4 protein-coding genes and 1 pseudogene are annotated in these 6,396 nt (G+C 53.1%); 4 read left to right on the top strand and 1 reads right to left on the bottom strand.

What is annotated here, in order from left to right; all coding sequences use genetic code 11:
• Positions 1-90: 90 nt before the first annotated feature.
• Positions 91-1,218, bottom strand: a complete 1,128-nt coding sequence (locus tag ACIQ20_RS15405; protein WP_395781843.1) for a serine hydrolase domain-containing protein — start codon at positions 1,216-1,218, stop codon at positions 91-93.
• A 475-nt stretch (positions 1,219-1,693) separates the two neighbouring features.
• Here ACIQ20_RS15405 and ACIQ20_RS15410 point away from each other — a divergent pair, with 475 nt between their 5' ends.
• The 4 genes and pseudogenes from ACIQ20_RS15410 to ACIQ20_RS15425 all read left to right on the top strand — a co-directional run.
• Positions 1,694-3,775: a TonB-dependent receptor plug domain-containing protein gene (locus tag ACIQ20_RS15410; protein WP_395781845.1), complete on the top strand. Its 2,082-nt coding sequence runs from the start codon at positions 1,694-1,696 to the stop codon at positions 3,773-3,775.
• A gap of 35 nt (positions 3,776-3,810) precedes the next feature.
• On the top strand, positions 3,811-4,482 hold the full coding sequence (locus ACIQ20_RS15415; protein WP_395781847.1) for a response regulator transcription factor: 672 nt from the start codon (positions 3,811-3,813) through the stop codon (positions 4,480-4,482).
• On the top strand, positions 4,479-5,609 hold the full coding sequence (locus ACIQ20_RS15420) for an ATP-binding protein (protein ID WP_395781849.1): 1,131 nt from the start codon (positions 4,479-4,481) through the stop codon (positions 5,607-5,609). The genes ACIQ20_RS15415 and ACIQ20_RS15420 overlap by 4 nt, the downstream gene beginning before the upstream one ends.
• Positions 5,610-5,716: 107 nt before the next feature.
• A pseudogene (locus ACIQ20_RS15425) lies at positions 5,717-6,268 on the top strand (transposase); the annotation flags it as partial.
• Positions 6,269-6,396: the final 128 nt, after the last annotated feature.

Consider the following 6,396-nt stretch of genomic DNA (forward strand, 5'->3'; position numbering starts at 1 on the left):
AAAAAGCACGTCAGTCTGCTTGTCTGTTAGGCATTCCGAAAAACTGACCAGTGCATGTTCCAGATTGTTTTGGACTCTAAGTGTGGACCATTACCTGTAAATCGCGTCGATCAGCGCGACATTACGCGGGTCGCCGACAAGGTCTTTTCCCATTCGGTTCATCGTGTATGCAAAGCCCAGCTTACGCGCTGGATCAGCGAACGCAAATGCGCCACCCCAGCCTGAATGACCAAAGGCACGGGGTTCAGGTCCGTAAATTCCATTTACGTTGCACAGAAATCCACATCCCCAACGTGCAGGCATACCCAATATGCTATCGATACCCGTGAATTGCACGGTTGTTGCGGCCGCAATTGCTTCGATCCCACACAGATGTTTCCCATCCAGCATTCCGTCACCTGAAAAGGCACCATAAAGTCTAGCGAGGCCACGTGCGGTCGCAAAGCCGTTGGCCGAAGGAATTTCCGCATACTGCCAACCGGGTTGGTTGGGAACAAGCGGGTCAAGCGGGGGATTGAGCAACGCGGCAATCTGGGACTCGTTGAAATCGGTCACGAGGTCGTTGGTGCCCATGTCCTGCGGGGCAAGCAACGGCGCTACGCGGTGCGCCGCGTTGGTGGGCACACCGATGGTGATGTCCAGTCCAGCTAATTCCTCAGCGACAAACTGGCGTAAGCTGCGTCCATCGACACGGCGGCACAGGGCACTTGCCAGAAAACCGACAGAAATCGCGTGATAGCCGCCTTGCGTTCCTGGCTTCCAAAACGGTTTTTGTTCAGCGAGCCGTTCAGCAGCCGCTTGCGTATCATAGAATGTTTCCAGCGTTGCAGGCTCACGAAATCCGCAAAGCCCAGCTTGATGCGACAGCAACATCGCAACCGTGATCTCGCCCTTACCCTCAGCCGCGAATTCGGGCCAGTAGCGCGCAATCGGTGCATCATAGTCAATGAGTCCGCGGTCGACGAGCATTGCAAAGCACGCCGCCGTAACGCCTTTGGTGGTAGACCAGATATTGACCAGCGTATCCGACTGCCAAGCTTGTGCATCCTTGCTACTATCGACCGCGCCGCCCCATAGATCTGCAACTATTCGCCCGTCAACAACCATTGCTACCGATGCCCCAACATCGCCGCGCTCTGCAAAATTGGCGGCAAAGGCATCACGGACGGCCTCGTAACCCGGTTCGCAAGTGCCGTTGACGATCATTTGGTCACGCATATCCATCCCCTGTACCGAATATCCTTAGTGAAGTTGATACCTAAGCCAGGCTGTAAACGATAGACCCTCAAAGCCGAACCAGCAGATCCAATGGCGATGTCAAAAGACTTAACTTATAACTATGGTGGTTCGAGAGCGGCGCGAAGGGATCGTCGGATATTTAGACTTCACCAAAGTGCCCTTGATGACCACCCTTGGCGCGTTTGAGACCGGCGGCATTTCAAGAGAACTTAGTCGAAGTGGGATGGGCTGGTTTGGAGCGCGCGGCCGTCGAAAGCGGCCCAACGATGGGTAGCAGTGCATCTGAACGGCAAACTCTATCTTCCAGCGAACCGAATTCGTGGTGAGACGTCAGTGCGCCGCGAAACTACTAAGAAGCCGCAAGTACTGCCACAACAATATCGCAACAATTCTCGCATCATCCCCGAATGCTGACGTGTTACTCCACTGGCGAAGCAAACAGGGAAATATACTTATGAGGCCGTCTGCAACACTTACTTACGCCGTTATCGCTTTGGCCAGCATGAATGGGTTCAGTGCCCATGCGCAAGCTACCGCGCGTGAACCGACACAGGGGCAAGCCAGTTATCCAGCCAGCTACTTTGCCTCCTATGGAGCTGTCACTGCCTTTGATATGATTACCAATGTTCCAGGCTTTAGCTTTCGCGATGGAGGTGGTGCGCGCGGGTTTGGTGTGAATGCCGGCAATGTGATCATTAATGGTCGGCGCCCGACGATTAAGTCAGAGAGCCTAGAAGCGCTCTTACGTCGCTTTCCTGCTCGCTCCGTTGTCCGCATTGAGGTCTTGGATCAATCCACCAGCAGCGAGTTAGGGGGCCTTGGTCGCGTTGCTAATGTGGTGCTCAGCACTGAAACGATTAGGAGTGGCACTTATAGCCTCGCTGCATCAGCGGGCGAAGGCGGCGATGAAGCCTTTGAAGGTCGGTCTTCGGTTACGTTCAAAGGTATCGACAATAGCTTCACCTTCGGTCTCACCAGCGTCCCAGAGGTGAGCCGCACATTTGGCCCAGAATGGGTTACAAATAGTGCGGGTGCGCTCACCGAACGGCGCGAATTTGATGGCGTCACGCGCAACACGCAAACAGCCCTTTCGCTGGCTGCAGCGCAGATTTGGGGTGACGTATCTCTAAACGCCAGCGCGAAAATATCATTGCCCCGCGCGCGTACTGACCGCACAGGCTTGTTCTTTTCGGGACTTGGTCTTTCGACAGGCCAAGAACGGCTGATCTCGGATGCCCCAAAAAACGGCACGAATTATGAGTTGGCAGGGGATGCCGAAACGCAATGGAACCCGAATTTCTCATCCAAACTTTTGGCCGTCTACAATCGTGAAAGCCCGCGCGCGACTGGCAGGGTAGAGCGGATTGACGCCAATGGTATCTCCACTGTCCGTCTAACGGAAAACAACGAAACCACTCAAGAAACTATCATTCGCCAGCAAAACAGCCTGTCTCTTAGTAACGGCCTAAAGCTAGAGTTTGGTGTGGAGTTTGCCCAAAATCGGTTAGATGCAGATTTCACCAATGTGGCAGGTGGTGTTACAGCCACTACTACCGCGCGGGTTCGTGAAGAGCGCACTGAACCATTCATCTCTGCGAACTGGCAATTTTCGCCAAATCTGCATCTTGAAGCAAGCCTGGTCGCGGAAAGATCAACGTTGGACGTTGTGAGTACTGGTGCCAAAAAAAGCCGGTTTCTTTTCTGGAAGCCCAGTTTGATCGCGGACTGGAAGATTTCAGATGCAACAAGCCTTGAGTTCAAGATTGCTCAGGATGCGGCACAACTTAACTTCAATGACTTTGCAACCAGTGTTGATCTGGCCGCTGATGGCCAAGTAGATTTCGGCAATCGCGAACTGATCCCTGAGCGCACACTGACCTTTCAAGGGACGCTGCGGCACAGATTTTGGGGCAAAGGCAGCATTGAGCTCATTGTGAACTATCAGGACGTGACAGACTTTCAGGACCTAGTACCGGTCCGTGTCTTTAATGACGCGGGCAATATCATAGGCCGATTTGATGGACCCGGTAACATTGGCAGTGGTAAACGCTGGAATATCGAACTCAGCGGCACCTTGCCCCTTGATCGTTTCACCGCGCCTCTTGGCATCTCGGGAATGGAGTTGCGCTATCTAGCCCACAATCATGCCAGTCGCGTGAATGACCCTGTCACGGGCAGGGAGAGACTACAATCTGATACGCCCGAGTTTCATTATTCCGCAAGCTTACGCCAAGACTTCGCGCGGCAAAAGTGGGCTTGGGGTGTCGGTGTTGGGTGGGGCGTCGAGAGCGTCAGCTATTTCTTCAACCAGATTAGCCGCGCGTCGAATAACCCAAATGTTGCTGGCTTTCTGGAGTTTCGCGGCTTCGAAAATGGCAAGCTGCGTCTGGATCTATCAAACCTGACAGATCGGGTGATCGAGCGGGATCGACAGTTTTTCGTCGATAGCCGCGCGAGTGGGCTTGCCTCACAGCGCTTTTTCCGTGATCAAAGCAGCGACAGCCGCTTGAAGATAACCTTCAGCAGTACATTTTGAGGTCAAATGTGAACACGCTTCAAGGGAGAAAAATTTTGATTGCCGAGGATGAGCCTCAATTGGGGCAAATGCTCGTCGATTTTTTGCGCCGTGAAGAAGCCAATGTGCGCTTGGTTAGCGACGGTCAAATGGCGCTTGACGAAGCACGCCGCTGGTCGCCTGATCTGCTCCTGCTCGATATTGCTATGCCAAAGCGCGACGGCCTATCGGTGTTGGTCGCTTATAAAGAGGTTGAGCCCAATGTATCGGCGATCATGATCACTGCCTTAGCCGACGATCTGGATAGATTAACCGGCTTTAGGCTCGGGGCAGATGATTATGTCGTTAAGCCATTCAACCCATTAGAGGTGGTTGCGCGCGTGCGGGCGGTCCTGCGCAGGCGGACACAAGATAGCGATGTGCCGTCCCGGTCCGCCCATTATTGCGCCGGCTGCATGCGGCTGGAAAGCGATAGCCGTCGCGTTTTTATCAACGAAGCACTCTTAAACCTCACCCCCACAGAGTTTCGAATTTTAGAGGCGCTGATTTCACGGCCAGGCAAGTTGCTGACCCGCATGACCCTAACTGAACAAGCCCTCAATGAAGATGTCTCGGACCGTTCTATTGACGCCCATGTCAGCCGCTTGCGGGCTAAAATCGGTATGGTAGAAGGTGTCCAAGTCACCGCTGTGCGCGGTGAAGGCTATCGGCTCGATGTCTCCCAATGAAGACATTACGTGCGCAAATCGCAACATTGGCTTTGGCCATCAGTTTGTTTGCGGCCCTCTCTGCATCATTTTTGCCCCAATATGTTTATGAAGCCCGCGATGGCTTGTTTATGCTGTCGCTCAGCCCAGACGATCAGGTCACGCTGAAAGCGCTCCTGAAGGATCATTGTGGATGCTCCACTTTGGTACAATCATTTAAGGAAAGCCGTGGCTTTGCAGCGTGGCGCCTCAACTTCACCGGCATCAGGTTTATCGTGACACTGGCTGCGGCGGCGCTGTGTACCTATTTGGCTATCCGCTATGCCGCGCGCATCGCTCAACCCATCCAATCTTTGACCCAAGCGACCAAAGCAATTCGTAGCGGTGGGGCAAATATCGTCATTCCCGACGTGAAAGGCGGGCAAGAAATCGTCGATTTGGCGACGAATTTTTCACGCATGAATGAGCGTCTGAAAGCCTCAGACGATGACTTGAGAGTACGCTCGCGTGGGATTGCCCATGAGATCAGAACGCCTCTTGCGGTAATGCGCGCGCGTTTGATTGGGGTGCAAGAGGGCGTTTATCCCGCAGACGAAGTGCTGGTGGCAAGTCTGTTGCGACAGATTGAATTGATCGACCATCTAACCACTGATGTTACCTTATTGTGCGACACCACTGGATACTCCCAAGCGCTACACTTGTCGCAAGTAGATATCTGCGAGATCTGCGAGGCGGTGAGATACAGCTTGGCGCCGCTAGCCGAGAAGGGAGAAATTATAGTGAGTGTAGTAGGCGAAGGCGTTACGTTGGCTGGCGACGCGGGACGACTGGAGCGCGCAATTTCAAACCTTACTTGCAATGCGATCCAGCATTCTGGTGGGACACATGTGACCCTGACTATCCAATCATTCAAAGACGACATCTCCATTAGTTGCGATGATGATGGCAGCGGATGGCCCGTTGACCCGCCTGAAAAACTGTTAGCGGCTTTTGTTAATGGGACCGAAGAAGGTACGGATGCCACAGGTCGAACGGGCCTGGGGCTGGCAATTGTCAACGCAATTGCCAAAGCCCATGGTGGCAGCCTGATTTTAGGTCATTCAAGCCTTGGTGGCGTGAAAGCAACAATCGTGATCCCGAAGCGGTGACCAATTACAACGACTTCAAAAACAGCTGTGGGCATAACCCAAGCAGTTGAGTAGTTGGCAGCCCTAGGATACTCAAAAAATCTTTTTTGTTAAAGCAAAAAAGAGTCCGCGCGGTCCAAGAGTATCTGGCTGTCCTTGATCACGAGGCCTTTGGCGCAGCCTCACCGGTTCCACCAAAGTTTGTTGCAAAGTCCGATCCTGCTGCACAATGGACCGGTGCCCATAAAGGTCATGCCTTCTTTGCTTATGCGACCAACTATTTGATCGATACCGATCATGGCGTCATTGTTGATGTTGAAGCTACACGCGCAATTCGCCAGGCTGAAGTTGGCGCATCGCGCACGATGATTGATCGTACCGAAGCTCGATTTGGCCTAAAGCCCAGTTATCTGGCAGCCGATAGCGCTTATGGCTCAGCCCATAACCTAGCTTGGTTGGTGAAAGAGCGAGATATCGCACCTCATATTCCTGTCTTCGACCAGTCCATACGAACAGACGGAACATTCTCGCGATCTGACTTTACTTGGGAACCCGAAAGAGACCGCTATACCTGTCCCGCTGGCAAAGAGTTGGTGCAGTTCCATCGCACTTACCAAACGCCACGATCTGGCATTACCAAAGCCGGCCAAAGGCTATATCGAGCGAGCACAAAGGACTGCCTGTTGATTGTCGCCGAGAAGTGACCCGGTAGAGGCACAAATTTTCATTGAGAATTGACCCATGTTTGAACTGTCCCCTGGCTGAGAGTTGGGGGATGAGGAGTGATCAACATGGATTTATTGAGTGT

Origin of the sequence: Aquidulcibacter sp. (genome assembly GCF_044346625.1) — a bacterium.
Taxonomy (GTDB): domain Bacteria; phylum Pseudomonadota; class Alphaproteobacteria; order Caulobacterales; family Aquidulcibacteraceae; genus Aquidulcibacter.

Excerpts from the sequence above, each read along its gene's own strand:
- ACIQ20_RS15405 (WP_395781843.1), bottom strand. The coding sequence starts at position 1,218 with ATGCGTGACCAAATGATCGTCAACGGCACTTGCGAACCGGGTTACGAG.
- ACIQ20_RS15410 (WP_395781845.1), top strand. The coding sequence starts at position 1,694 with ATGAGGCCGTCTGCAACACTTACTTACGCCGTTATCGCTTTGGCCAGC.
- ACIQ20_RS15420 (WP_395781849.1), top strand. The coding sequence starts at position 4,479 with ATGAAGACATTACGTGCGCAAATCGCAACATTGGCTTTGGCCATCAGT.